Here is a 24,890-nt window from a genome sequence, read left to right on the forward strand (position 1 = left end):
ATTAGCTAATCATCATATTGATGAGCGTTAAGCACCTTTGTTAGCGTGGTCTATCATTCGTTAACAGAGCAACTCGCTGGATAGCTATTTCCCAAAAATATAATAAATGTGAGGAACACTATGTCTGCTGCATTCTACGACCAAATCAACCAGCAAATTGAAGACGTAAAAGCTGAGGGTTTATACAAGTCTGAGCGTATCATTACGTCAGCGCAAAAAGCGGCTGTTTCTATCCTTAACAAAGATGGTGTTGATACTGGTGAAGAAGTTCTGAACTTCTGCGCGAACAACTACCTTGGTTTAGCCAATCACCCTGAACTGATCAAAGCGGCAAAAGCGGGTATGGATGAACATGGCTTCGGCATGGCATCGGTGCGTTTCATCTGTGGTACTCAGGATTCTCACAAAGAACTAGAACGAAAACTGTCAACCTTTCTGGGTACTGAAGACACGATCCTGTACACCTCTTGTTTTGATGCTAATACCGGCCTGTTCGAAACAATCTTAGGCCCTGAAGACGCTATTATCTCTGACGCCTTAAACCATGCTTCTATCATCGATGGTGTTCGCCTTTGTAAAGCCAAGCGTTTCCGTTATGCCAACAACAATATGGCAGAGCTTGAAGCGCAACTGATTGCAACTAAAGAAGCGGGCGTTCGCCATACACTGATTGTTACCGACGGTGTCTTCTCGATGGACGGCGTTGTCGCTAACCTTCCGGCAATTTGTGATCTTGCAGATAAGTACGGTGCGCTGGTGATGATCGATGATTCACACGCAGTCGGCTTTATGGGCGAAAATGGCCGAGGTACACACGAGCACCATAATGTAATGGATCGCATCGACATCATTACAGGCACATTGGGCAAAGCGATGGGCGGTGCTTCGGGCGGTTATACGTCTGGCAAGAAAGAAGTGATTGATTGGTTACGTCAGCGCTCGCGTCCGTACTTGTTCTCGAATTCAGTGGCTCCTGCGATTGTTTCTGCATCAATTCGTGTTATCGATCTGCTTGCTGAAAGTGGTGACCTGCGTAAGCGTCTATGGGAAAACTCAGCGCACTTCCGTACCCGTATGACGGAGGCCGGCTTCACACTGTCTGGTGCAGATCATGCAATCATTCCAATTATGTTGGGTGATGCGAAAGTCGCTGCAGAATTTGCAGAACGTGCCCTGGCGAAAGGTATCTACGTTGTCGGTTTCTCTTTCCCTGTCGTACCAAAAGGTCAGGCGCGTATTCGTACTCAAATGTCTGCTGCTCATTCACCTGAGCAACTAGATCGCGCAATAGACGTGTTTATCGAAGTGGGCAAAGAGATGGGGATTATCAAATAATGAAAATTAAAGCGCTATCAAAACTAAAGCCAGAACAAGGCATCTGGATGACTGAAGTAGACAAGCCTGAAATGGGCCATAATGATCTACTTATCCGCATCAAGAAAACAGCGATTTGCGGTACTGATGTCCATATCTACAACTGGGATGAATGGTCACAAAAAACCATACCGGTACCGATGGTTGTCGGTCATGAGTATGTCGGTGAAGTGGTCGGCATCGGCCAGGAAGTCCGCGGTTTTGCTATCGGTGACCGCGTATCTGGCGAAGGCCATATTACATGCGGCCATTGCCGTAACTGTCGCGGTGGTCGTACACACCTGTGCCGTAATACGACAGGTGTGGGTGTTAACCGTGAAGGTGCATTTGCTGAATATCTGGTTATTCCGGCATTTAATGCGTTTAAGATCCCGGACAGCATTTCTGACGATCTGGCATCTATCTTTGACCCGTTTGGTAACGCTGTTCATACGGCGCTGTCGTTCGATCTAGTGGGCGAAGACGTGCTCATTACCGGTGCTGGCCCAATTGGTATCATGGCAGCAGCTGTCGCTAAGCACGTTGGTGCCCGCCACATTGTTATCACGGATGTGAACGAGTACCGTCTGGATCTCGCTCGTAAAATGGGTGTGACTCGTGCGGTTAACGTCGCGGAAGAGAAGCTTGAAGATGTGATGGCTGAACTGGGAATGACCGAAGGTTTCGATGTGGGGCTAGAAATGTCTGGCGTACCATCGGCATTCAACAGCATGTTAACAAACATGAACCACGGCGGTAAAATTGCACTGCTGGGCATTCCACCATCAGACATGGCGGTAGACTGGAATCAGGTGATATTTAAAGGTTTGATTATCAAAGGCATTTATGGTCGTGAGATGTTTGAAACCTGGTATAAAATGGCAAGCTTGATTCAGTCTGGTCTGGATTTAACACCAATTATCACGCATCACTACAAGATTGATGATTTCCAGCAGGGCTTTGACATCATGCGTTCTGGCATGTCTGGCAAAGTTATTCTTGATTGGGAATAAGTCGTAGTCATCGACAGAATAATTAAAAACTGGCGAGCCTTTGGCTCGCTTTTTCTTTATCTGAACAGACTTGTTCTTGTCAAAAGAAAAGCTAATCCATTCACTTGATGTATTGCCGTGGAGCTCTTACTCATCAAGACATATGGCTCCATCTCGATGAAGCCTTATGTCTCGGTGAGTGCGGTGAGAAAGAATTTCAGCCGAACAATTCATACACTTATATTTAAGGTATTCTTTTCGAAACGCTTTCTCTATCAAATTTCTGTGTATTTGATTAAATACAACATCTTCATTACAAGACGGGCACTTTTCATAGATTTGCATACAAGCCTACCAGATCACGAATAAAAAGAGATTCATCCAGAAAGAATACAAAACAAGCCAATATGCATCCATGAGCGCATCGTGTGTGTATGGGTATTCTGCAGTATGAGTAGCAAAAATTCAGATCATGTCGACAGCGGGCAAACATGCTAATCAGGTATGAACCGAAAAGACTAATGCAGATATCTACGTCACCACTGAAATTTGTCATTTATCACCACAGCCAAATAACAGCTAGTTCTTCCTACATCGAATACTTTCCACCTCATAGTGCGGCATGTAGTAAGCCATTGTTTGATTTACAAAGACCGATAAACAGTCATTATTCATAGTGATGTGGCTCACGAAAGCTGATATACTTTCTCGCAATTAAAATTGAAGAAGCTGGCGAATGATGTCGGCTTTTTTAATGCTTGACACATAAACAATTTATGGAACAGTACCTTGATTTCTACAGCTAACATTACAATGCAGTTTGGCGATAAGCCATTGTTTGAAAATATTTCAGTTAAATTCGGCGGCGGTAACCGTTACGGTCTAATCGGTGCGAATGGCTGTGGTAAGTCAACATTCATGAAAATCCTTGGCGGCGAATTAGAGCAGTCAGGCGGTACTGTTTCATTAGATCCAAATGAGCGTATGGCTAAACTGGGCCAGGACCAGTTCGCATACGAAGAGTTCTCTGTTGTTGATACCGTTATCATGGGTCACAAAGAGCTGTGGGCTGTTAAAGAAGAACGTGACCGCATCTATTCTTTACCTGAAATGTCAGATGAAGATGGCATGCGTGTTGGCGATTTAGAAACAGAATTCGCAGAAATGGACGGCTACTCTGCAGAAGCGCGTGCAGGTGAATTGCTTCTTGGCCTTGGTATTCCTGAAGAGCAGCACTTCGGCCTAATGAGCGAAGTTGCACCGGGTCTTAAAGTACGAGTTCTTCTTGCACAGGTTCTTTTCGCGGACCCAGAAGTTATGCTTCTTGACGAACCGACGAACAACCTGGACATTCACACAATTAGCTGGTTGGAAGAGATCTTGTTGGCACGTAACTGCACAATGATCATTATCTCGCACGACCGTCACTTCTTAAACAGTGTTTGTACTCACATGGCTGATCTGGATTACGGTGAACTTCGCCTGTTCCCTGGTAACTATGATGAATACATGATCGCAGCAGAGCAGTCGCGAGATCAACTACATGCTGATAATGCGAAAAAGAAAGCACAGATGGCTGAACTTCAGACGTTCGTAAGCCGTTTCTCTGCTAACGCATCGAAAGCAAAGCAAGCGACTTCTCGTCAGAAGCAGCTAGACAAGATCCAGCTGAGCGAAGTGAAAGCTTCAAGCCGCCAAACTCCGTTCATTCGTTTTGACCAGGAAAAACCGCTTTTCCGTAATGCACTGGAAGTGGAAGGTCTGAAACAAGGTTACGGCGAGAACATTCTAATCAATGGCGTTAAGCTAATGGTTGAAGTGGGCGAGCGTATCGCAATCATCGGTCAGAATGGTATCGGTAAATCAACGTTCCTTAATACTCTTGCTGGTGCAATGGAACCAATGGAAGGTATGATTAAGTGGTCTGAAAACCACAATATCGGCTTCTATGCTCAGGACCATAGCGCAGACTTCGAACAAGATATGACACTTCTTGACTGGATGGGCCAATGGAAGAAAGAAGGCGACGACGAGCAAGTTGTTCGCGGTATCCTTGGTCGTATGCTGTTCTCACAAAATGACATCAAGAAGTCGGTAAAAGTGATTTCTGGTGGTGAGCAGGGTCGTATGTTGTTTGGTAAGCTAATCATGCAAAAAGCAAACATCCTTCTGATGGATGAGCCAACCAACCACATGGATATGGAATCTATCGAAGCATTGAACCTTGCGCTTGAGAACTTTAAAGGTACATTAATGTTTGTCTCTCATGACCGTCAGTTCGTATCTTCGGTTGCAACCCGTATCCTTGAAATCACCAAAGATGGTATTGAAGATTTCCACGGTACTTACGAAGAGTACCTACGTAAGCAAGGTCTTACTGGCTAATTTATTAGTCCGCTCTATTGGTTTGCACGATTAGTTTTCAAATACGGGCAAACTATAGAAGCTAAAAAAGCCGCCGTTAATTAATGGCGGCTTTTTTGTCTGTTATGCCAATTGGTATAAAATGGTGTTCACTCATGAACAACAAAATAGGAAAGAGTATACGATGCAGATTTGGGTTGATGCCGATGCGTGTCCGAATGTGATTAAAGAGATCTTGTTTCGTGTGGCAAACCGAGTAGGGATCATGGTGACATTAGTTGCAAACCACCATGTGCGAGTGCCGCCTTCACCACATATCCGATCAACACAAGTTCCGGCAGGCTTTGATGTGGCAGATAATCACATTGTGCAACAAGCTGAAAAAGGGGACTTGGTGATCACCGCTGATATTCCCTTAGCCGATGAACTGATCACCAATGGGGTACACGCATTAAACCCTCGCGGTGAAATGTACACCAAAGACACGATTAAGCAGCGTTTACAGATGCGTGATTTTATGGAAACCATGCGAAGCAGCGGAATTCAAACGGGTGGCCCTGCGACGTTGAATCAGGCTGATCGTCAGAATTTTGCCAACAAGCTAGATACGTTTGTTATGAAAAACCATAAAAAGCAGTAAGCGATAAGGTGAATTTAGCTGGAATTTCGAGAGCGCGCTGGAAAAATGTAGGCGAGCGGCATATATGGATTATGAGATAAAATATAAAGGTCAATTGATTAAGTTGATAAAAACGAAATAAGTTGATATTAAAAGGACTTTATTTCATCGGTCGTTAAATAACGCCATTCACCGAGTCCAATATCTAGATTTATGTCGCCGATCTTTTCACGGTGTAATGAGGCAACTCGATTGCCAACTGCTGAAAACATACGTTTAACTTGATGATATTTGCCTTCGGTTATTGTTAAAAGGACTTCTTTGGGGTGAATAACCGTTAATTTCGCCGGTGAGGTCAGTTGCTTTTCACCCTGTAACTGAACACCATTTTGAAATTTAAAAGCAACATCATCCGCGATAGGGTCACGCAAGCCAACACGGTACACTTTTTCACACTTTTTATTCGGTGTGATGATATTGTACGACCAACGGCCATCATCCGTGACCAATACCAAACCGGTGGTATCAGCATCTAAACGACCCGCTATATGCATTTCAGATGCGTTCTCGATATCAATATAGTTGAATAAAGACGGATAAACCTCATCAACGTTTGAGCAAATGGTATCAAGAGGTTTATGCATCATTATGTAACGCGAACTACGCGGTATCAGTTTTTCCCCATGAAGCGTAATGGTATTATTTTCATGAACTTGAGTAGTTCCGCATTCAATCACATTGTCATTTACAACTACATTCCCGGCATTGATTTCTTGCGTTGCTTCAGCTCTGGTTAACTTGGTACTTTTACAAATAAATCGATCAAGGCGCATTACAGACATCATTAGCAATATGAAGAGGAATGTTATTATCCTTGCTCATCAGTAATTATCAATACAAAAAACTAACAGAGAGCTGAGTACTCATTTAGACCTTTGAATTAGCCATAATCATTAGTGGTAATTTGAGGTTTTTACGGCTGACGCTAAAGTGGCGGGGCAGCGATTTCAAAAGAGAACCACTCTTCTATCAATCGCTATCCTTGAACTTGACTCCCAGTGGTGTTCTGAATCGTTAGATAATTAATGGAATTGGTATTATATGTGCTTTTTTAGTACAGCCGTAGCTCAACACCTTCGGGCGCAAGCAGTGGCTGGCCTTCTCTCAGATGCTGATGAAAAAACTGTACAAGCAATGCATTGCTTGCGTTATGCATAACTTCCGAATCAATGCTGCCAAGAATACCTGCGTATTTCAGTGGTGGAATGTGGTTCAGTACACTGAAATTCATGTGACCGGCCCCTGTGAATACCGCCTCACAGCCTCCCCCTGAATTTGCCTTTGCCACCTGCTGATTAGCCCATGAATAATCATTATTAATGCCTTCTAGCTGATTTTCGGTGGAATAGGCAAAGCATACTGGTGCGCTGCTGTTGGGATTGACCGAAAAGGAGAAGTGATTTCCATCTAGGTTGAAACCTGCTTTAACCCGCTCGTCGTTCATTGCTAAGTGTGAAGTTATGGAACCACCGAACGAGTGACCCAGCGCAGCCAGTTGGTCGAGATCAAGGTGCCCTGTTAACAGTGTTTGTTGTTCACCATTGGCGATATCTGGCAGTGCGTCAAGTAACAGTTGATTGTTCTCCAGCCATGGCTGAAAGTTGCTAACAGCCTTGCTCATAATAGACTGTTCATACTGTTGCATTTGTTGCTGCCATTCAGGCAAAGATTGGCTATGACGTAATCGGTTGTAATTTATCGAAATTTTATTAGCCATTTCGATATTGAAATCGTCAGCGCTGATAGCAACACTGCTCTGCTGAGGAACTAAATCACCGTTGATCCGTTTAACAATCAGACTATGACCGGGATGGCCTAATGCCAGTATGATAAAGCCATGACTTGCAAGCTGCTCCATATTGGTCAAGTTCTGTTGAGCAAAGGAGCCATAGCCGTGATTGAAAATCACAACTGGGTGCGTTCCTGCAAGCACTTGAGCATTAATGATAGATTCTGTCGGACGCTCATCCGTCATCAGCTCGCCCGGGAACCCCTGTTGTGCGCCTAATGCTTCGGCTAGGTAGGCTGGCATATAAGGTAATCGTTCACCATCCGCACTTGCGTTAGCCGGATACCAGGCCGTGACATGAACAAACTGATCACCTTCGGTGACTTCAAACTCAGTGATACCAACCTTGTGGGCGCCATCCGGTTTCGGTATTTCCGGAGCCGGTAGTACCAGCACCACTCCTACTAACAGCACCAACAAGCCGATCAGACCAACACCAATTCGAACAAACCACTTCATTGTATATTCCTTATACATCAACTAAATATATGCGCGTGAATGCATTGATTCTGATGTTGATTACTTGCCCAGTGCAAGCCCTTTTTTATAAGTAAATGTAACTGTTAACGAGATCATATTTACTCGTAGTTGATTTTTAACAGACGCACATGGGCAGAATTAAAGGCAGCTTAGACTAAGTCTTCGTTGTCAGGTTTTGGGCTGGTAATCAGTTGCCTATTTTGAACGTAATATTGATCCGTTACACAATATTACCTGTTAGTAATTTTGAGAAGTCATACGAACAGATCTATATCTCTCAATAATATGAGATAGTTGTCATCTCGACGTGACAACATGCCAATTGGCGTTACCGTATTAGTTGAACCTTCCGGAAAGGATTAATTATCATGAAAGTTATGAAGATAAGTTGGGTGGACTTGTGTGGTTATGGTGATTGGCTAAGCCCTGCTGCGGCAATCAAATTCGCAAATGACGATTATACGCACGTTGAGACTCTTGGGGAGATAGTAAAGTGCGAACTCAGTTATACAGATGATGGCACGCCACAAGTAGGCCTCGGTGAATTGATGAACTAAATTGGCAATAAAGATCAGCTGCATTATTGCAGTTGATCTTTAATCAGTGTCTACAGACATCGACAAGTGTCACCTCTCCGGTAACAGAGCCTCAGTATTTAAATGACTGCATAAATAAGAAAGCATCCGAAAAAGGCTGCAACGATCCCACCTAACCGAGAAAAGGGCAATGTAAAGCTGAGTACCCATGTGATTAAGCGTGTGAATCGAGAGCGGCCGATTGCTGCAAATATGATAGCTGCACTGACTGAAAGCCACCCGATGATCTCTAAGATAAAAGGATATTTTGATTCAGCGGCATATGTTAAGAGTGCCACACCCAAAATCAGTCTGATTATAACCGCAAAAATATGGAGACTAACTGATTCTGAATGGCTACGAATGAAGTCAAAAATATAAGCAGGTTTAATTATAATGAGTAAACCAGAAAATAGGATCAAAATACCAAAGAGTAGAATCACGTAGTTCATTGGTAATATTCCACTTTGCAACACTGAAACAACGGAATGAAAGGATTGACGATATACGCTAATACTCAATGATTGCTGAAATATCGAGCGTCACTTCTTAACCTCTTTCTCTTCTGGCGCAGTTTTATCTTTTTCTTTGGCGCTTTCTTCTGCTGACTCTTTTTTATCGTCCAATAAGCTTTTCGGGGTCGACTTTTCTTTTTTTTCGAGCCGATAGGCCATCGCGTAATGCCACTTGGATTTACTGTCAGTCAGCAAAGCGTCGAGTGCTCTGGCGTTGACTTGGCTTAACTGTCCCATTTCTTTAGCTGTTTTATTTGATTTTCCGATAATAGTGTCAGAGTCTAAATCAACCATTATTGTCGCGGCTTCCGTCAATGCTATCGCATATTGTTCAGGAACATTGAGGTCGTATTCAGATATATTCATTTTTTGACGTAAAATTTGAGACCAGTAGAGTTCAAGAAAAGAGGGCTCATTGTTTAGCTTGTTTTTTTTCGTTTTCTTAGGTGTTTCATAGCTAATACCTTTGAGAAAATAGACTAAAGAAAGGAACGGATCATGTTTCAACTGTTTGGTTCCCAGATATCCAGGCAGGCTTTTGGGTTTGATTTTTTCGCCTTTACTGTCATAGAGCCAGACCGCTTTATCGTGAAGCATTTCGGGCCAGAAGTCATCACCTGACGCTAGCAGGTTATATTCGACTTTAAGTGTTACAGGCACGCTGGTACCACCATTAGGCATATCCCAAAAAGTTGATAAAATATGGTGGTTGTTTGTTAGATAGAGCACTCCTTTTTCAGGGCCAACAACGACGGTTGACAGGTCATCAATGTGCTCGCCTGGTTTATCAATACATTGATATGATGCTATATCGGTGGGGAGTGAATCTTCAGTCCATTTTTCTATACCTTTCGCACCATTGAGACGGCAAAGATCGTCATACATAAATTTAAGGTTTTCGGCATAACGACCCAGGTTTGAATATTCATTGTCATAGGCGAGTACAGATTGGGTTGGAAGAAGCTGATCAAGACTAACCGTGATGACATCGCCAGGTTTAAGTTCGGCATACGTGATTTTCTCTGCCATTGCAGAAGGTGAGATGAATACAGAAGGAAGAATGATTGTCAGAAACGGTGCAATAGCAGAGAATAGTTGCGAACTCAGTTTGGGTTTGTCACGTGGTCTCTGCATGGATCATACCTATTGAAAGCATGGGGATTCAATACAGTCTAGCAAAACGAATCTTATTTTGAGTATTAAAGAGTGTATGGCAGGAAAAAAAAGAGACACATCAAGTGTCTCTTAACGATGAATTAAATACCCAGTTCATCCATCAGGTCTAAATCCACTTCTTGAGTAGATGAAGATGGCGCTGCGATGTATTGTTGGTCTTTTTTTGCATTATCGAAAATCGTATCCGGATCGACTTCACTATGTTGTTCAAATTCTTCAAGTTGAATAAATTCAGTTTTATCCATAGCCAGTTCGAGATAGAAGATATTGTTCTTTTCAGTGGTAAAACTGACGCGTCGTGCCTGCGGACGATCTAAGTTAGTATCAACCGATAAAAGTATTTGCTTATTTAAAGCCAGCATTTTTGGTTGATTTTGAGAAATCGAAATGTTCAATTCACGGCGTATCTTGCTGGTGAAGTCGCCGACAATCTGGTTCATTAATTCACCAAGCACATCAGCAACTTCATCAGAAGTATGGTGGATTGCTAATTCTTCTTCTGAGATCCCCATCTTCAACATGTATTCTCTGTAAAGCTCCAGCGCAGCCTGTTGAGAAAAGTTACTCACAACAAGGCCTGTGAAACCGCCATCAAAGAGTACAAAACAGCCAATATCAGGTTTCAGGCTGGTTTTGTTGATTTTTTGAACCATAGCAGAATAGTTAATGTTGCTATCGGTTGCTTTTGATAACACCTTTGAAAAAGACTGGCAAAGTTTTAGCAGGATATCGTCTGTAGTGATGGTTTTGGTTCGTTTCATTCATTGTCCTGTGTCAGCCGTACAGCTAACGTAATTGTTGGCGTAAAACCAGCAAGTTATAGAGTTAAAAATAGTGTGTCACTAAAAACCATAAATTGCACCGCTATAAATTTCAGTAGTAGATATGGCTCACTGATTTAATGTTTGCGTCTTACTTATCAGACGTGATCTGATGAGCGCTAGGCAAAGCGATTTTCTAAATATGTAATGATGTCATTGGATTCATACATCCACTGGACATCACCGTTTGCTTTTTCAATACGCAGGCAAGGTACTTTACGTTTACCACCCTCGTTAAGCAGTTCTTGCTCCCATGGCGAAACTTTTGCGTCACGAGCTTCCAATGGCAGATTCAGACGTTTCGCTGTTCGACGGACTTTTACGCAAAACGGGCAAGCCGCAAATTGGTATAACTTAAGCTTTGATACGGCTTGGTTGACGGTTTCTTGTTCTTCATTTTTCCGCTTCATGGATGTTGGAGAAAAAATAAAATTCAAAAGTAAGATCAGGCGTCCTAAGGACCAGCGGATGACTTTCATTAAGGGTTTTCCTATTAATTATTATGTATGAGCAAGCAGAGTGTATTACATCTGCTTAAGCTTGATAACCGCAATTTCACATCGATTCTTATTGTTTTATAACGATGAAGTAATATGCTGCGTTCTTCGGTTTACAGGTACTGGTGCGATGTATTGAAGCAGTGCTTTTACTGAATTGATGGATATAGATATTTCAAAGTGAATGAAAAACATCATGTTTCATCATGGATTTAAAAAATTCATAATACCGAGAGCAGGAAAAGCAGACCCACGTCACTTATTCAATAATTTTCATACGTAGTGGTTATGAATGATAGTGCAATCGATTATTATAAGAGCTTTACGATCTGATCCCCAGAGGCGCACTCGGCTAGTGATAATTACAAAGAATATACTCATCTGTGATGACTCAGCATTAGTGCACAAAGCAATTTTACGTTGGTTACCTGAAGACGACGGATTGAACCTGCATTATGCCGAAGACGGTAAGGCGGGGCTTGAGTGTTTGAGTCAGCATAATATTGATGTGATGTTTTTAGATCTGACGATGCCAGTAATGGACGGATTTGAAGTACTGAGATCACTGCCTGTCCGTGATTATGATACGAAAATTATAATCTTATCCGCGGATGTGCAAAAACAGGCGATTGATCGTTGTATCGAACTTGGCGCTGATCATTTCTTGGCAAAACCGTTTGCCCCTGAACAATTCACAAGGTTACTTGAAGAACTTGGCATTACAGCCCGTTCGGCGGCTCTACCCGTACATTTTTCCGAGAAACATCTTGATTATATAAGTATCTTTAAAGAAGTTGCTAACGTGGCTTTAGGGCGCGGAGCCGCGATCATTTCGGATCACTTAGGGGAATTTATTAAGATGCCATTACCCAATGTTGCCCATATGGGGGCAGGGGAGTTGGCAATGGCGATTACGGATATAAAGAACAACGGTAATTCGATTGCGATTGCACAGCGCTTTGTTGGAGGGGGGATTCACGGTGAAGCGCTGGTGAGTTTACGAGGTAAAGACATAGGCGTTTTTGGTGAACGTTTAGGTTTTAGTCAGATGGATGAGCACAAGAATGAAATTGTAATCGATATAGCAAATTTAATGGTGTCATCGTTTCTTGTTGCACTTTCTGAGCAAATGAATATCCCCTTTTCAGTTCGCCAACCTATTGTTCTCGAAGAATATATGGTATGGAATAAAACTGATAATGTCACTTCTGATCTCTTCACCGTAGAGTATACCTATCACGCTGAATCGTTAGATCTCGAATGTGATGTGTTGTTTTTAATGGATAGTGGCTCAACCCAAGTCATAATCAAAATTATGGATACATTACATTGAATCAAATCACGTTAGCAGATTTTCACCTTACCATGCAGGTGATGGATAATATTGATGCAGGGGTGGTTATTTTAGACAAAAACTACACGGTATTAGCGTGGAACACGTTTATGCAGGCTTATAGTGGCATATCCTCTGAACGTATTATGGGACAGAATCTTTTTGATACGGTGAACGACTTACCCGAAGAGTGGCTGAAAAACAAGATTGAATCGACGTTCAAGCTCAGAATGCGCTCATTTACATCATGGGAAGATCGACCGTCAATTTTCAACTTTTCTAACTTCAGCCCGGTATCCGGTGGTTCTGAGATCATGTATCAAAACATGACACTTACCCCACTGAAGTCACTCAGCGGAGACATGTCCCATATTTGTCTGGCGGTAACCGATGTATCTGATATTGCTAAAAATAAAACCCATCTTCGTGAATCAAATAAGCAATTGACCCATTTGAGTATGACAGATCGCCTTACTCAACTGTTTAACCGTGGGCATTGGGAAGGCTGCCTTGCCGAGGAGTTCGAGCGTTGTTGCCAGACCCAGATCCCATCGACCTTGGTGATGCTTGATATTGACCATTTTAAAAGAGTTAATGATACCTACGGCCATATCGCGGGCGACGGTGTTATTCGTATCATATCCAGTATATTGAGAAGAACGAAACGCCAGAGTGATATCTCAGGGCGTTATGGCGGTGAAGAGTTTGGGATCATCTTGCCTGGCACGACGGCAGAGATGGGACTGTACTTTACCGAACGTCTTCGTCAGCGGGTTGAACAAGCCAGGGTTTCGGTTGACGTAAGAAGTATTAACGTAACGATCAGCTTAGGTGTGTGCGAGTGGTACCCTGACCTGGGTAGTTATGAAGAGTGGCTGGAACAAGCCGATCAGGCGTTATATCAGTCGAAGCAGTCTGGACGTAATCAAACCACGCTCTATGAGCCGATTTCCAATCAAAAAAAAGATACCGCCTAATCGCAAATTCCGTGCATTAAGGCATTGTAATTCTAATCATTAGCCTTACAATTGATAAAATTATAATAATTATGAACGAATCATTATGGTTGTTGAATCTGAAGGTTATCACGCGCTGATTGAGTATTTTACTGAGCACCTTTCGCTGTTTGAGAGGGTGAGTTCTGATGTATCTGCAGATACCGTTGAAGATGTTGTGACCGATATGATTGCAACAAATTTAATGGCCGTGTTTGCTCAAAACCCTGACTTAGAATCCGACTTTCGCTTTATGCTGATGCGAGAAGCGGATGCGGTGGTGGACGATCTGAGTGAAGTATTAGCCGGCGCATGGCGTCGATGTCCGACGAACGAACAGATTGCCTTCTTAGAAGACTATATTGGTTTGGTGAAAAACCTGTTTGATAGTGCCATCGGTCTGCACGACTAATTTATCGGAACTTAATATCAGTGATACAGACGGCTTAGGTCGTCTTTTTTGTTGCTGTCGTTTGGAAATAGTTCTGATAAATATGATGGCTATTATGCCCAAGCGCCTCAAAACCCGGCTTTTGGGAGTGATGCATCTTGCAGTCGCATGGGGATATTTATGTCGTATTATTTTCTTACAGAATGTGACTTTTGATTGCAACAAAATCACGCGCCAGTAAAATGCAGGCGTTTTGTTTTAGATAATGAGCCGCTATGCGCATTCACGCTGTACATGATTTATATGAAGAACGACTGGCTCGTTCAACCCGACCATTTCGAGCACGAGGCTGCAAAGTAGAGCGTTGCCGCCTTTGTATGCTACGTACCCATCTCTGCATCTGTAGTGAAAAACCAGCAGTGTCATCTGATGCGGCATTTTTGTTGGTGATGTTTGATGACGAGATCCTAAAACCGAGTAATACCGGACGACTCATTGCGGATCTGTTTGAAGATACGTTTGCTTATATTTGGTCTCGTACTGAGCCTAATCAGGCAATGTTAGCGCTGCTCAATGATCCGCAGTGGCAACCTTATGTGGTTTTTCCGGCGGAATATGCCACACCTGAGCGAGTAGCAACGCACATTGATCTGGACAAGAACAAACGTCCGTTATTTATCATGCTTGATGGCAGCTGGGCCGAGGCAAAGAAAATGTTTCGTAAAAGTCCGTATCTGGATCGATTTCCGGTGCTGTCGATTAATCCGGAAAAACCTTCTCGCTACAAGGTAAGAGAAGCGTCAAAAGAGAATCAGCTGGGTACGGCTGAGGTTGCAGCCCGCATCATTGACTTGTTTGGTGAAAGCGATAATGCGGAAATCCTTGATCTATGGTTTGATGTGTTCCGTGAAAACTACATGACAGGTAAAATGAACCGACTATTGCCCGATGACTCAGCAATTAGCATGCTGAAAAATAAGTTGGTAACAAACCTTGAATCCCCCGCGGCGTGAACCAATAAAGCGTTAAAGTTACTGGGTATAAAGAAATGGATTTCTTTGCTAAAAATACCCCCTGATAATGAGTACCACACAGCTCTGGATGTAATATTTCGCTGTTTCTTTCAGCAAACGCGAGCGACTGCGGTAAAATCGCACACTAAATTAGCTATTGATCACAGTCTGTAGGCGTAGAAGTGTGGATAATTTTTTCAGTTTTGTAAGCTAAAAACTTTCTGCTATTTCGTTCAATAACACTTTTTTTTTGTTTTTGAACGAAATAGTTGCAGTGAACAGCGACGATGAATTTTTGAATCAAAGGTTTTATTTTTAGGGAGTGAAAGATGTACTACGGCTTTGATGTAGGCGGAACCAAGATTGAATTTGGTGCATTTAATGAAAAACTTGAGCGTGTAGCAACAGAGCGTGTAGCAACACCGGGTGATGACTACGATCAATTGGTTGATACTATTGTTGGTATCATTCAAAAAGCTGATCTGGAATTTAGTTGCGAAGGGTTTGTCGGTATCGGTATTCCGGGTATGGAAGATGCTCGTGATGGTTCGGTATTAACCTCGAACATTCCTGCTGCCAAAGGGCGCTTTTTACGTAAAGATCTAGAAGCGAAACTCGGTCGTAGCGTGTCTATTGATAATGATGCAAATTGTTTCGCGCTTTCTGAAGCATGGGACGAATCGATGCAAGATGAAAAATCAGTATTAGGTTTGATTCTGGGCACGGGATTTGGTGGCGGCTTAGTGTTTGATGGCAAAGTGTTCTCGGGCATGAACCATGTCGCTGGCGAACTGGGCCATACGCGTATGCCGATTGATGCCTGGTTTCACTTAGGTGAAAAGGCCCCGTTATTTAGCTGTGGTTGTGATAATAAAGGTTGTATCGATAACTACTTATCTGGTCGTGGTTTTGAGCAGTTGTATGCTCACTATTATGGCGAAAAGCTGAAAGCGATTGAGATCATCAGGCTTCATGCTGAAGGTGAAGAAAAAGCTGTCGAGCATGTTGAACGCTTTCTGGAATTACTGGCAATTTGTTTTGCCAACCTGTTTACCTGTTTAGACCCGCATGCTGTTGTTTTAGGTGGCGGTTTATCCAACTTTGAGCTTCTTTACGAAGAACTCCCTAAGCGTATACCCAAACATCTGCTCTCTGTTGCGCGTGTACCTAAGATTGTTAAAGCAAAACACGGTGATGCGGGCGGTGTTCGCGGAGCTGCCTTCCTCAATATTGAGAAGTAACCAATTGGTATCATCATTACTTCACTGATAAAAAGCACCGCAACGGTGCTTTTTTTGCGTCTGAAATTTATCATCATATTATTAGCATTAAATGTGATAGGTCAAAACAGATCTGCTAAAATCCGCTCTCTTTACCGTTTTATTTGTAGGAAAACATAATGTCATTTCAAGCATTAGGGCTAAATAGCCAGTTAGTCGATGCCGTCACTGAGCTAGGTTTTAATACGCCAACGCCCGTTCAGCAGCAAGCCATACCACAAGTGTTGGAAGGGCATGACATTATGGCCGGCGCACAAACAGGAACCGGCAAAACGGCTGCATTTGCGTTACCCATATTGGATCGCTTGCTGGCAACGGATAATCCAGAAAAAAAAGCCAATGCTATTCGGGCCTTGGTTCTAACACCAACCCGTGAATTAGCACAGCAAGTCTATGATAGCGTGGTTTCTTATAGCAAGAATGTCCCGGTAAAAGTGGCCGTTGCTTACGGTGGTACCAGTATGGGGGTTCAGGTTAAGTCCCTGAAGGCGGGAGTTGATATTCTGATTGCCACTCCGGGCCGCCTATTGGATCACGCTTTTGTCGGTACGGTTGATCTGTCCCGTGTTGAGTGTTTAGTCCTTGATGAAGCCGATCGCATGTTGGACATGGGCTTTCTTGTAGACATAAAACGTATTATGAAGCGGATGCCAGCGCAGCGTCAGACATTGTTTTTCTCTGCAACGTTCTCAAAACACGTTAAGACGCTTGCATACGCGATCCTGAACGAGCCCAAATTGATTGAGGTAACGCCGGCTAACAGTGCTGCCGAGAGTGTTGAGCAAATAGTGTACCCGGTCGATAAGCACCGCAAACGTGAATTACTGTCACACTTGATCGGAGCCAGAAACTGGCATCAGGTGCTGATTTTTACCAAAACAAAGCAAGGTTCAGATGCGCTGGCAAAAGAGCTCTCTTTAGATGGCATTAAAGCGGTTTCAATTAACGGCGATAAGAGCCAGGGTGCCAGACAGCGTGCGTTATCAGAATTCAAAGACGGAAAGATCAGGGCGTTAGTTGCGACAGATGTTGCAGCCAGAGGCCTTGATATTGAACAGCTTGGCTTTGTGGTTAATTATGATATGCCTTTTAAAGCAGAGGACTATGTTCATCGTATCGGTCGAACGGGCCGTGCCGGTTTGACCGGGCGTGCTATTTCACTGATGAGCCATGATGAAGAGTGGGCGCTGAGAGCGATTGAAGAACTGCTCGATAACCGACTACCTCAGGAGTGGTTAGAAGGTTATGAACCTGATCCTACGCAGGCTCCAATGGATAATCGCCGCAGCTCAATATTAGAGAAGCGCAGGGCCAAAGCAAAAAGTAAAATCCATAAGAACCGTGGTCGTCGGCTGCGCTAATTTATCTGAATCCGGTTTAGTCCGGATTTACAGCAGAAATGGATTTTTTTAGTGATTCTTAGGGAGAGAGAAGAAGTGGTGCTTACACGGTACTTTCGTTTGGCAACATTCATTCTTATTCTTTTTACTGTTGCGGCTTCTCTGTGGCACTGGCTGGGCGGGGCTGAAAAAGAGTTGGTGATTTCGCCACAAAATGTCTCTTTTAAGATTGTGGACGATACTAGCCAAGGAGGAACGACGCAGTCTGAACTGTATTTTAATGATCAGTCATCAACGCTCACTTGTCAGATTAAGAATACGGCTCAATGGCCATTTTGCGAAATAGCGATTGTTTTATCAGAAACTAATGAAGGGATAGATCTTCAGAAGTATCATTCAATCGGTATTAATGTTGATTACGATAGCCCGATAGAAAATGAACGGATTCGGGTTTATCTTAGAAATTATGATCCTTCTTACTCAAAGATAAGTGATCCGGTTTCGTTAAAGTTCAATGCGATTGAGTATGCACCAGGTCAACAATCTGGCTTGTCGGTTATTCCGCTGAAGGCATTTCAGGTTTTATCATGGTGGATTGCTGAATATGAGGTGCCAATAGAAAAGTCTGGTGCCCAATTTAATAACATCACATTCATTGAAATTGCAACGGGCAGTAACGTAAGAGAAGCCACATACACGATCAAGCTCAACAAGCTGGTTTTTTATGGTGAATGGATTTCAGAATCACACCTGATGAGGTTTCTCGTTGTTTTGTGGGTCAGTGTTGCGATTGTATTCTTATGTATCGAACAATGGCAATTACGTCGTCATTTGGTGGCGACTGAAGAAAGAGCTTCAATGTTGCATCATGCCAATCGAAATCTATACGAGAAAAGTCAAATTTTTGAAGATCTTGCTTACAATGATATGTTAACGGGTGTTAGAAATCGAAACGGTATCAATGAGTGGCTAGTGCAGATCATTGAATATTCGACAAGGAACGATCAACCATTTTCAATGATTTATCTGGATATCGACCACTTTAAAGTCATTAATGATTCTTTCGGACATCAGAAAGGCGACGAAACGCTTAAATTATTTGCTGAATTGATCTCTAAGCGAATTCGTAAATCTGACGTATTTGTGCGGTGGGGAGGTGAAGAATTTATTATTTTTTGTCCGACCACAACGCTGGCTGGTGCGGTAGAACTTAGCCAATTAATCCGTTCGATTGTTGAATCGTATCAATGGGCAGAAGGAAGAGTAATCACCTGTAGCGCTGGTGTTGCCGAACTGGGCGACGAAAATATTGAATCTTTAATAGCCAGAGCTGATGCGGCACTTTATCGGGCCAAACAGCGGGGAAGAAACCGGGTTGAGGTTGCCTGATCTGTTTTAAAAAGCGAGTAGAAGAGAAGCCAGTTTTACTGGCTTTTCTAATCGAATGGCAGACGCGGATTATACTTCTTTTAGAGTGATGCAGTGCTCAATGGCGTTTTTCAGTAAATCTCTGGCCGATTGTTCACATGCCGGTAATTCAATGTCGGATTGATGGACTGGTGTAGTCCGTTCTCCCCATTGAATCACTGTGGCCCCCCAGGTAAGCCCGGCCCCAAATGCTGCGGATAATATCTTGCTATTTGGTTTGATACGGCCTTCTTCGACGGCTTCACAAAGTGCAATAGGCACCGTTGCTGCAGAGGTATTGCCATATTTATGGATGTTAATAAATGCCTTATCAAGCGGGATCTTAGCGTGTTCGCATAGGGCTTCGATAATACGCTTATTTGCCTGATGTGGAATAACGACGTCAATATCACTGCTGTTAAGCTGGGCGCGGTCAAGTACGGTATTGGCTGCGGTTCCCATGCCCCTCACCGCACGGCGGAAAATATCCCGGCCGACAAAGTGGAAATCAAAATGCCCGGCGTCAGGATTAAAACGGTCCATTGCCGTACCAAATTCAGGAATGGCTAAGACATCTCGCCCTTTAGGATCACAACCTAATTGTGCTTGTAGTACGCCAACCGGTTTTTCACTTTTACTTAATACTACGGCGCCCGCACCATCACCAAACAACACGGCGGTGTCGCGTTTGCTCCAGTCTAAATACCACGATAAACGTTCAGCACCGATGACCAAAGCATGTTGGTAGTTACCCGCCTGAATCATACGGGTGGCAGTCTCAAGACCATAGAGAAAGCCAGTACAAGCTGCATTCATATCGAAGGCTGCGGCTCTGCTTGCACCAAGGTCAAGTTGAACCTTTGAGGCAATATTAGGGATCAATGTATCTGGTGAACAGGTTGCGACAATAATAAGATCAAGCTCGTCAGCCTCAATTCCAGCAGCGGCTAAAGCCCGGGCCCCGGCAATTTCGGCAAGTTTCGAGGTGTTGACATGGCTGATATGGCGAGATTCAATACCGGTACGGGTTTGAATCCATTCATCAGAGGTGTCGACAAAAGTACTTAGTTCGTCATTTGTTAAAACGGCCGGAGGTAGACATTTCCCCCAGCCAGTGATTTCAGCGTAATACATTATATTCTCTTCACTATTAATCATGGACCAGTGATCCTTCATAAGCCTGTCAGAATCACTAGTGTGTCATTTGAGAGGTGAGACCAGTCGAGCGGCTGAGCTCTGCTGGGTATACTACTCCATGCAGGCTTTAGTGCAATGTTCAGGCTCGCAATAATTCCAACGTATTTAATTCTCGATTATTGAGTGTTTTTTCGTGGATAATGGCGATAAATAAAATAAAAGCGCAAAGGATTATGATGATACGTTTTGGTGTAATTGGTACCAACTGGATTACCGACAAATTCATAGAAGGGGCTCACGCCTCTCAAAAGCTGCAGCTAACGGCAGTGTTCTCCCGCCAGTTAGATCGAGCAGAAGAGTTTGCTGCCAAGCACAATGTACAAAATAGCTTTGATAGTCTGGAAGAGATGGCAGCCAGTGACACTGTTGACGCAGTATACATCGCAAGCCCTAACTCTCTTCATGCCTCGCAAGCGAAGTTATTTATTGAACACGGTAAGCATGTTATCGGAGAAAAGCCGCTAGCCTCGAATATTCGTGAAGTTGAAAACCTGATTTCATTGGCACAAGAAAAAGGGGTTGTGTTATTTGAAGCATTAAAAACAAGCTATAACCCGAATTTTAATGTGATCCGCGAAGCGCTGCCTAAGCTGGGTAAGCTGAGGAAAGTGCATTTCACCTACTGCCAGTATTCATCCCGCTATCTCCGGTTCCTGAATGGCGAAAATCCCAATACATTTAATCCCGAATTTTCAAACGGGTCATTAATGGATATTGGTATCTACCCGTTAAGTGCTGCCATCGCCTTATTTGGTGAGCCAAATAGTTTTACTGCTCAGGGAGTCATGCTTCACTCAGGTGTTGATGCCCACGGCACTTTAGTACTTCATTACAATGACTTTGATGCTGTTATTACTCATTCTAAAGTCAGTAATGGATATGTTCCAAGCGAGCTGCAAGGTGAGCAGGGTACATTGCTGGTACAAGGTATTTCTGATTGCAGAGCCGTTGAACTGTATCGAACAGGTGAGCCGCCAGTGACGTTGTCACAAAATCAGGGTGATAATACCATGGTTTATGAAGCGGAGGAGTTTGCGCGATTAATTACACTGAAGCAAACTATGCATCTCGGATTGGTAAGAACACAAATTGTCAGTGCGATCATTACCCGAGCCCGTGAAATTATAGGTGTTCGTTATCCTGCAGATGAAATTATTTAAGTGGGTATTTTCATCGTGATGTTCAGGTAGCAGGTACAATAAAGATTATTGACATAAGATAAAAAGGTGGCCGAGATGGCCACCTAAGTAAAAAACGCAGGACATTATTACTCGATTTCCCTAGTGCTTACCAGAACATCCAGGCAAACAGTGTCAGTGCAGTAATACAGGCAATGTTGAGGTAAATACCGACTCTCATCATCTCGCTCTGTTTAATGTGGCCGGAACTAAAGACGATAGCGTTAGGTGGCGTTGCCACCGGTAGCATGAATGCACAAGAAGCGGCGATGGCTATCAGAGCTGACAGGATCACTGGTGATACCCCGAGAGCTTCTGCTACTGTGGCAAATACTGGCACAAGCAGAGCTGCACTTGCGGTGTTGCTTGCGAACTCAGTCAAGAACACCACAAAACCGACAACCACTAAGATAGTGAAGAACAAGCCTGCCTGTTCAAGGAACCCGCTCAGACTGTGAGCCAGAAATACACTGGTGCCAGTTGCTTTTAGAATATTACTCAGACAGATACCACCACCGAATAACAGCAATACACCCCAGTCAGTCGATTTTTCAATATCTTTCCATGAGACAACACGGGACACACCGAGAAGAACAAGAGCAAGAAGAGCGACTAAGGTATCAAATTTACTAAATCCTCCCAGAAATGCATTAACGGGCTTGCTGAAAATCCACAGAAAAACAGTTAAGGAAAATATAGCCAGGGTTATTAGCTTGCCGTTATCCCACTGAACTGGTTTGTGATCAAGTTCGAAAGTATGTTTTAAATTTGGCTTTACGATGGCATACAATAAGGCAACAGTGATAGGAAGCAGAATAAGTGCAACGGGAACACCAAATGCCATCCATTCAGTAAAACTTAAGCCAACTTCTGCAGCCGCTATCGCATTTGGTGGGCTACCAACAACGGTTGCTATCCCCCCAATACTTGCGCAATAAGCAATACCTAAAAGTACGAACACATAGGTGCTACGCTCACTCTTGGCATTGACTTTATTTAGAATACCTAACACAAGAGGTAGCATCATCGCAGTGGTTGCAGTGTTGCTGATCCACATCGAAAGGCCTGCAGTTACGCCAAAAAGCATGAATACGGCAACCGACATCCTTCCTTTGGCGATAAGCAGTACTTTGTCAGCAATCGCTTTGTCAAGCTCCTGCTTATGTAGCGCCGCAGCTAAAGCAAAGCCGCCTAAGAACAAAAAGATAATGGGATTGGCAAAGTTACTTAGTGCTTGCGGAGTTTGGAATATTCCAAAACCGACCGCCAATAAGGGAACGATGACCGCAGTGATACTGACGTGTACCGCTTCAGTCAACCATAAGACAGCAACAAAGGCCAAAATACTCAGGCCGATGACAACATTCTCATCAAAAGGCAGGGTGTTTAGCAGAACGGCAAACAACATAATATCAGCCAGGAATATCATGCTATTTCTATTAAGTAGCCACTTTTTGAGTGTCAGGGTTAAGGCTGTCATATACTTTCCTTTCAATGGTTTTATGCAGTGTATAAAACGCACCACAACGTTATCGTCGGCATGAATGTTACACGTTATACTTTTAATGTTAACGCCGTGATGCCAATTTGTTTCCCTTGGGAGGTGTCGGTTGTAAAAACTGTGAGGCGGTTATGCAATAATGTGTGGAAACCTACCCGTCTGATGCCTCATCAACGTAGGGTTTCATAAAGAATTATCAACTTAGACAGGCTTTTTATTCTTAAAGATATTATTAGATTGTCCCTTCTTATTATTTCATGCTGACTATTTATATTGGTTAATGACAACGTTTTTATATTGATTTTTTTAATAGTAAAGAAATAAATTGTTACATAATATCGCTTTAATATTTACCAATAAAACACTGGTTATAAAGGCGGCAACAGCAATATACAGAGCGTGACAAACATCGCATAAGTTTGTTTTTCATAATAATACTGATGGATATGAACTAAGTTCTTTTTGTAATATGTTATTGATGGAATATATATAAAAAACATCAAATTAACGGATTATACAGAAGGCTAGGTTATTATGAGTTCTAAGGATGCCCTAACGCGTCAGCGAGTACGTGCTGATGTACAGGCACATATCAAAGAAGTACGAGAAAAATTTCTAAAAAAATTTTCAGATAATGAAGATAAATTAGAGTGTGCTAATGCATGAGTAATTGTTTATTTCTACTTTTAATATTCTAATTATGAATATTATTTAAACCTTTTGATATAAAAGCAGCCAATATAATTACTTATTGGCTGTTTTTTAACTTTGATTTGATATTAATCGGTAAATATTCCGAGAGGTATTAAGTATCTGAGATACTTGTTAATTTATTGGTTCCGGTCCTTCAAGTTCTAACTGCAATGTTTCAATTGGTTCTTTAGGGCCAAGAAAGCGCGGCTTAACATCTAAGATGTAGAGATCAATGACCGCTTTAACTCTTGCCAGCACTTCTCGCAGACGTATTTTAAATCCGGCAATACCTTTCGGTTCAGGGGCGGCCAGACAAATGGCATCGATGTTATTGCTTTGGGCAATGAATAACGCCCGCTCACAGTGAAATTTCTGAGAAATGATCAAGAAGTGATCTGCATCAAAGATGGTTTTGGCCCTGACAATTGAATCAAGTGTCCTGAAACCTGCGTAATCCAACACAATATCCTGCTCTGGAATACCGGCTTTCAACAAGTCTCTTTTCATTGTCCAAGGCTCGTTATATGAACGATGAGCATTGTCGCCGCTTAACAAAAAAACGCTAATTTTTCTTTGCTCATATAGCTCCAGAGCTGCAGTCATACGGTAGGTGTAGTATGGGTTCAGAGACCTGGCAATATACTTGCTTGTACCTAAGACAAGCCCGATAGAGCGAGCGGGGATCAGTGAGGTATCACTAAATATACGATCAGATGTTTGAGCTGAAACCCACCGATCAATGACTAAAGTCATCGCCAATAAAACGATACAGAAAACTGCAAAAATACGTAGTGAAGGGAGCAGTTTCATAATCATCCTAATCTATAACCGAGAAGGTAACACTACCTTAATCAATTGATAATGTACTGTTATTCCTAATTTTTTTGAATTATATAATATTTGTCTATTACTGGCTACATCATGGAGCAACTGGGGTAATATCGCCCGGATACCCGGCTAGTACTCTAGAAGACCGACGCATGATTAATAAGATAATAGCCTTTTTTGTCTGCAAGAAACATATCGGCAATAAATCAGCCCTCTCGCTCTAGGAAGACTCCAATGTGATCCGTTTTAACATGTTTGAAATGCATCGCATATATGAAAACAAGTATTCATACCAGATATCAGAGTTTCCATCGAAAATTATGAGCCCATTGAAGAGTTTGTCGACTAAATGCCACAATAATTGATAGAAGGAGCAATTAAACTCTAAAAATTACAATCCATGAAGAGAATTCAGCACAAATCTAGTCTTGGGAAACTCAACCGCTCATTTTATAGTGACACCACAGGCCAGTTAGTGAATAAAGTCATACAA

The 24,890-nt window shown here is 42.8% G+C and carries 22 protein-coding genes; 13 read left to right on the forward strand and 9 right to left on the reverse strand.

The genetic code is table 11. The annotated features are described in order from the left end of the window. The first annotated feature begins 120 nt into the window (after window positions 1-120). The 4 genes from R3289_RS05120 to R3289_RS05135 all read left to right on the forward strand — a co-directional run bounded on the left by R3289_RS05120 (window position 121) and on the right by R3289_RS05135 (window position 5,349). Window positions 121-1,335: a glycine C-acetyltransferase gene (locus R3289_RS05120; RefSeq protein WP_318924415.1), complete on the forward strand. Its 1,215-nt coding sequence runs from the start codon at window positions 121-123 to the stop codon at window positions 1,333-1,335. Beyond that, window positions 1,335-2,366 (forward strand): L-threonine 3-dehydrogenase, encoded by a 1,032-nt coding sequence (gene tdh / locus R3289_RS05125; RefSeq protein ID WP_318924416.1) that lies wholly within the window; start codon window positions 1,335-1,337, stop codon window positions 2,364-2,366. The genes R3289_RS05120 and tdh overlap by 1 nt, the downstream gene beginning before the upstream one ends. Window positions 2,367-3,134: 768 nt before the next feature. Beyond that, on the forward strand, window positions 3,135-4,730 hold the full coding sequence (locus tag R3289_RS05130; RefSeq protein ID WP_318924417.1) for an ABC-F family ATPase: 1,596 nt from the start codon (window positions 3,135-3,137) through the stop codon (window positions 4,728-4,730). A 163-nt stretch (window positions 4,731-4,893) separates the two neighbouring features. Beyond that, window positions 4,894-5,349 carry a YaiI/YqxD family protein gene (locus R3289_RS05135; RefSeq protein ID WP_107282706.1) on the forward strand — a complete coding sequence of 152 codons (456 nt, stop codon included), beginning with the start codon at window positions 4,894-4,896 and terminating at the stop codon, window positions 5,347-5,349. A gap of 128 nt (window positions 5,350-5,477) precedes the next feature. Here R3289_RS05135 and R3289_RS05140 read toward each other — a convergent pair whose 3' ends face one another. Both R3289_RS05140 and R3289_RS05145 read right to left on the reverse strand, forming a co-directional pair. Then, window positions 5,478-6,161, reverse strand: a complete 684-nt coding sequence (locus R3289_RS05140; RefSeq protein ID WP_318924418.1) for a pseudouridine synthase — start codon at window positions 6,159-6,161, stop codon at window positions 5,478-5,480. Between the two features lie 278 nt (window positions 6,162-6,439). Next, window positions 6,440-7,636, reverse strand: a complete 1,197-nt coding sequence (locus R3289_RS05145; RefSeq protein WP_318924419.1) for a hypothetical protein — start codon at window positions 7,634-7,636, stop codon at window positions 6,440-6,442. 389 nt (window positions 7,637-8,025) lie between these two features. Here R3289_RS05145 and R3289_RS05150 point away from each other — a divergent pair, with 389 nt between their 5' ends. Continuing rightward, the gene (locus tag R3289_RS05150) at window positions 8,026-8,214 is read left to right on the forward strand and encodes a hypothetical protein (RefSeq protein ID WP_318924420.1); all 189 of its coding nucleotides are present in this window, start codon (window positions 8,026-8,028) and stop codon (window positions 8,212-8,214) included. Between the two features lie 98 nt (window positions 8,215-8,312). On the opposite strand, the gene R3289_RS05155 is transcribed toward R3289_RS05150, so the two are convergent. The 4 genes from R3289_RS05155 to R3289_RS05170 all read right to left on the reverse strand — a co-directional run bounded on the left by R3289_RS05155 (window position 8,313) and on the right by R3289_RS05170 (window position 11,223). Next, the gene (locus tag R3289_RS05155; protein WP_318924421.1) at window positions 8,313-8,684 is read right to left on the reverse strand and encodes a hypothetical protein; all 372 of its coding nucleotides are present in this window, start codon (window positions 8,682-8,684) and stop codon (window positions 8,313-8,315) included. 90 nt (window positions 8,685-8,774) lie between these two features. After that, window positions 8,775-9,881, reverse strand: coding sequence for a ParB/Srx family N-terminal domain-containing protein (locus R3289_RS05160; protein ID WP_318924422.1), 1,107 nt, complete (start codon window positions 9,879-9,881; stop codon window positions 8,775-8,777). Between the two features lie 122 nt (window positions 9,882-10,003). Next, window positions 10,004-10,684, reverse strand: coding sequence for a DUF3334 family protein (locus tag R3289_RS05165; protein ID WP_318924423.1), 681 nt, complete (start codon window positions 10,682-10,684; stop codon window positions 10,004-10,006). A gap of 179 nt (window positions 10,685-10,863) precedes the next feature. Further along, window positions 10,864-11,223, reverse strand: coding sequence for a glutathione S-transferase N-terminal domain-containing protein (locus tag R3289_RS05170; RefSeq protein WP_318924424.1), 360 nt, complete (start codon window positions 11,221-11,223; stop codon window positions 10,864-10,866). 418 nt (window positions 11,224-11,641) lie between these two features. On the opposite strand from R3289_RS05170, the gene R3289_RS05175 reads away from it, so the two are divergent. The 7 genes from R3289_RS05175 (at window position 11,642) to R3289_RS05205 (ending at window position 18,982) form a co-directional block, all read left to right on the forward strand. Beyond that, window positions 11,642-12,574 carry a response regulator gene (locus tag R3289_RS05175; protein ID WP_413466676.1) on the forward strand — a complete coding sequence of 311 codons (933 nt, stop codon included), beginning with the start codon at window positions 11,642-11,644 and terminating at the stop codon, window positions 12,572-12,574. After that, window positions 12,571-13,551 (forward strand): diguanylate cyclase, encoded by a 981-nt coding sequence (locus R3289_RS05180; RefSeq protein ID WP_318924425.1) that lies wholly within the window; start codon window positions 12,571-12,573, stop codon window positions 13,549-13,551. Before R3289_RS05175 ends, R3289_RS05180 begins: the two co-directional genes overlap by 4 nt. 85 nt (window positions 13,552-13,636) lie before the next feature. Beyond that, a complete protein-coding gene (locus tag R3289_RS05185) occupies window positions 13,637-13,981 on the forward strand; it encodes a DUF3802 family protein (protein WP_318924426.1) in 345 nt (114 codons plus the stop codon). Window positions 13,982-14,235: 254 nt separating this feature from the next. Continuing rightward, a complete protein-coding gene (locus R3289_RS05190) occupies window positions 14,236-14,973 on the forward strand; it encodes a tRNA-uridine aminocarboxypropyltransferase (RefSeq protein ID WP_318924427.1) in 738 nt (245 codons plus the stop codon). Window positions 14,974-15,302: 329 nt separating this feature from the next. Further along, window positions 15,303-16,214 carry an N-acetylglucosamine kinase gene (gene nagK / locus R3289_RS05195; protein WP_318924428.1) on the forward strand — a complete coding sequence of 304 codons (912 nt, stop codon included), beginning with the start codon at window positions 15,303-15,305 and terminating at the stop codon, window positions 16,212-16,214. A 158-nt stretch (window positions 16,215-16,372) separates the two neighbouring features. Beyond that, the gene (locus R3289_RS05200; RefSeq protein ID WP_318924429.1) at window positions 16,373-17,614 is read left to right on the forward strand and encodes a DEAD/DEAH box helicase; all 1,242 of its coding nucleotides are present in this window, start codon (window positions 16,373-16,375) and stop codon (window positions 17,612-17,614) included. A gap of 99 nt (window positions 17,615-17,713) precedes the next feature. Further along, window positions 17,714-18,982 (forward strand): GGDEF domain-containing protein, encoded by a 1,269-nt coding sequence (locus R3289_RS05205; protein WP_318924430.1) that lies wholly within the window; start codon window positions 17,714-17,716, stop codon window positions 18,980-18,982. Between the two features lie 69 nt (window positions 18,983-19,051). Here the strand turns inward: R3289_RS05205 and R3289_RS05210 are convergent, their stop codons facing one another. Then, on the reverse strand, window positions 19,052-20,134 hold the full coding sequence (locus R3289_RS05210) for a ketoacyl-ACP synthase III (protein ID WP_318924555.1): 1,083 nt from the start codon (window positions 20,132-20,134) through the stop codon (window positions 19,052-19,054). Between the two features lie 239 nt (window positions 20,135-20,373). Here R3289_RS05210 and R3289_RS05215 point away from each other — a divergent pair, with 239 nt between their 5' ends. After that, complete coding sequence (locus tag R3289_RS05215; RefSeq protein WP_318924556.1) at window positions 20,374-21,357, forward strand: Gfo/Idh/MocA family oxidoreductase; 984 nt, start codon at window positions 20,374-20,376, stop codon at window positions 21,355-21,357. Window positions 21,358-21,484: 127 nt separating this feature from the next. On the opposite strand, the gene R3289_RS05220 is transcribed toward R3289_RS05215, so the two are convergent. Together R3289_RS05220 and R3289_RS05225 are read right to left on the reverse strand one after the other, a co-directional pair. After that, complete coding sequence (locus R3289_RS05220; protein WP_318924431.1) at window positions 21,485-22,855, reverse strand: DASS family sodium-coupled anion symporter; 1,371 nt, start codon at window positions 22,853-22,855, stop codon at window positions 21,485-21,487. An 846-nt stretch (window positions 22,856-23,701) separates the two neighbouring features. Next, window positions 23,702-24,379, reverse strand: a complete 678-nt coding sequence (locus R3289_RS05225) for a vancomycin high temperature exclusion protein (protein WP_318924432.1) — start codon at window positions 24,377-24,379, stop codon at window positions 23,702-23,704. Between the last annotated feature and the right edge of the window lie 511 nt (window positions 24,380-24,890).

Origin of the sequence: Photobacterium sp., assembly GCF_033720175.1 — a bacterium.
Lineage (GTDB): Bacteria > Pseudomonadota > Gammaproteobacteria > Enterobacterales > Vibrionaceae > Photobacterium.